Source organism: Citrobacter sp. wls826 (assembly GCF_005281245.1).
In the GTDB taxonomy this organism is placed as follows: Bacteria; Pseudomonadota; Gammaproteobacteria; order Enterobacterales; family Enterobacteriaceae; genus Citrobacter; species Citrobacter braakii.
This window is the reverse complement of sequence record NZ_SZWS01000054.1, coordinates 260155-261816: the sequence shown is the minus strand read 5'-3', so window position 1 is coordinate 261816 and position 1662 is coordinate 260155. Positions and strand designations below refer to the sequence as shown.

Sequence of the window (1662 nt, the reverse complement as noted above, 5' to 3'; positions counted from 1 at the left end):
CGGGAACCCGCCGACCTTTATGCTGACGCCTGACGGCAGGCTGACTGCCCGTAATGCGGATATCAGCGGTAATATCAGCGCGAATTCCGGCACCCTCAATAATGTGACGATAGCGGAAAACTGCACCATTAACGGGACAATGCGGGCAGAGAATATTGTCGGCGATATCGTTAAAGCCGTCGGGCGGGCTTTCCCCGGAAGCGCTAATTACCCGAATGGGACCCTCACGGTTCAGATACAGGATGACCACCATTTTGACAGGCAGATAATCATTCCCCCCATCACCTTTGCAGGAGGAAAGGCAAAATCAGAGACAAGCAACGAGATATGGACAGACTGTGGGCTTGTGGTGAAGCACAACGGCAGAGAGATATACAACGCAGAACCCGCGATTACAGCGAGATCATTCAGCAGGGTTCTTGATATGCCAGCCGGAGGTGGAAATGTGACGCTGAGCTTCACGGTTTCATCCAGGGGGTATGGCGGCGGGGCCTGGGCTGATATCAGCAACCTGCTGGTCATGGTGGTGAAGAAGAACAGCACGGGGATCAGCATTTACTGATACCTGAATCCAGAAACGAGCGCCTGAATGGGCGCTTTTTTATTGCTGAAAACAAGAGGTAATGACATATGTCAGTACAAATTTCTGGCGTATTTAAAGACGGGGCGGGGAAACCGGTACAGGGTTGCACTATTCAGCTGAATGCGAAGAAAACCAGCCCGACCGTTGTTGTGGAGGTGATTTCATCCACTGTTACAGACGCGAACGGCCACTACAGCATTGAGGCTGAACCGGGTTATTACAGTGTGTCACTGATGCGGGAAGGGTTTCCGCCCTCTGTGGCTGGCGACATTTACGTGGCCCCGACTGATGCGCCGGATACCCTGAATGCGTTTCTCGATGCACCAAAAGATGCAGATCTGCGCCCGGGGGTGATGAAACGCTTTGAAGAAATGGTAAACCGTGTAGTGGATTTGAGCGGTACAACAGAAAAGGATCGGGAACGCGCCGAACAGGCCGCACAGTCAGCGGAACAAAGTAAGGATTCGGCAGCCCTTTCTGCAACGGCTGCAGCAGAGTCACAGAAGCAGGCAGCACGCTCTGCAGATGCTGCTGATGTGTCTGCCCGCTCTGCTGATGATAATGCCCGACAGACCGCGCAGGACGTTCTGGCCTGTGCAGCGGATGCGGACAGTGCGGCAAAGTCTGCACAGACAGCGACGGAGCAGGCCGGACAGGCAAAAATCGCCGCCGATACGGTACAGAAAGCGCAGGAGGAAGCGGGAGTTTCGGCACAGTCAGCAGCAGGAAGTGCCGGAAGTGCTGCTGCAGCAGCACAAACAGCGGGTGAACATGCCGGTAATGCAGCCGCATCTGAAATTTCAGCGCGTGAAAGCGCCCTTACGGCCACGCAGGCGGCAGAACAGGGTGATAACAGCGCGGCAGCTGCAGTGCTAAGTGAACAGCATGCCAGGGAGTACAGCGAAAAGGCTGCTAAATCAGAGGCTGCGGCATCAGCCAGTGCAGAATCGGCATCTTCCAGTGATGCATCAGCCCTGCAGTCAGCCGAAAAGGCTGAGAAACAGAAAAATGCAGCCGCTGAGAGTGTCACCCGTGCAGAACAGGCCAGAGATGAGGCGCTGACTTCCCGGAACGAGGCA

At 55.1% G+C, this 1662-nt stretch carries 1 protein-coding gene and 1 pseudogene; both read left to right on the top strand.

Features of this window, described 5'->3' with window-relative positions; genetic code table 11:
• Nucleotides 1–562, top strand: a pseudogene (locus FDW87_RS22745) (DUF3672 domain-containing protein); the annotation flags it as partial.
• 68 nt (nt 563–630) lie between these two features.
• Nucleotides 631–1662 (top strand): prophage tail fiber N-terminal domain-containing protein (locus tag FDW87_RS22740; protein WP_252363200.1); only part of this gene is annotated, 1032 nt, incomplete at its 3' end.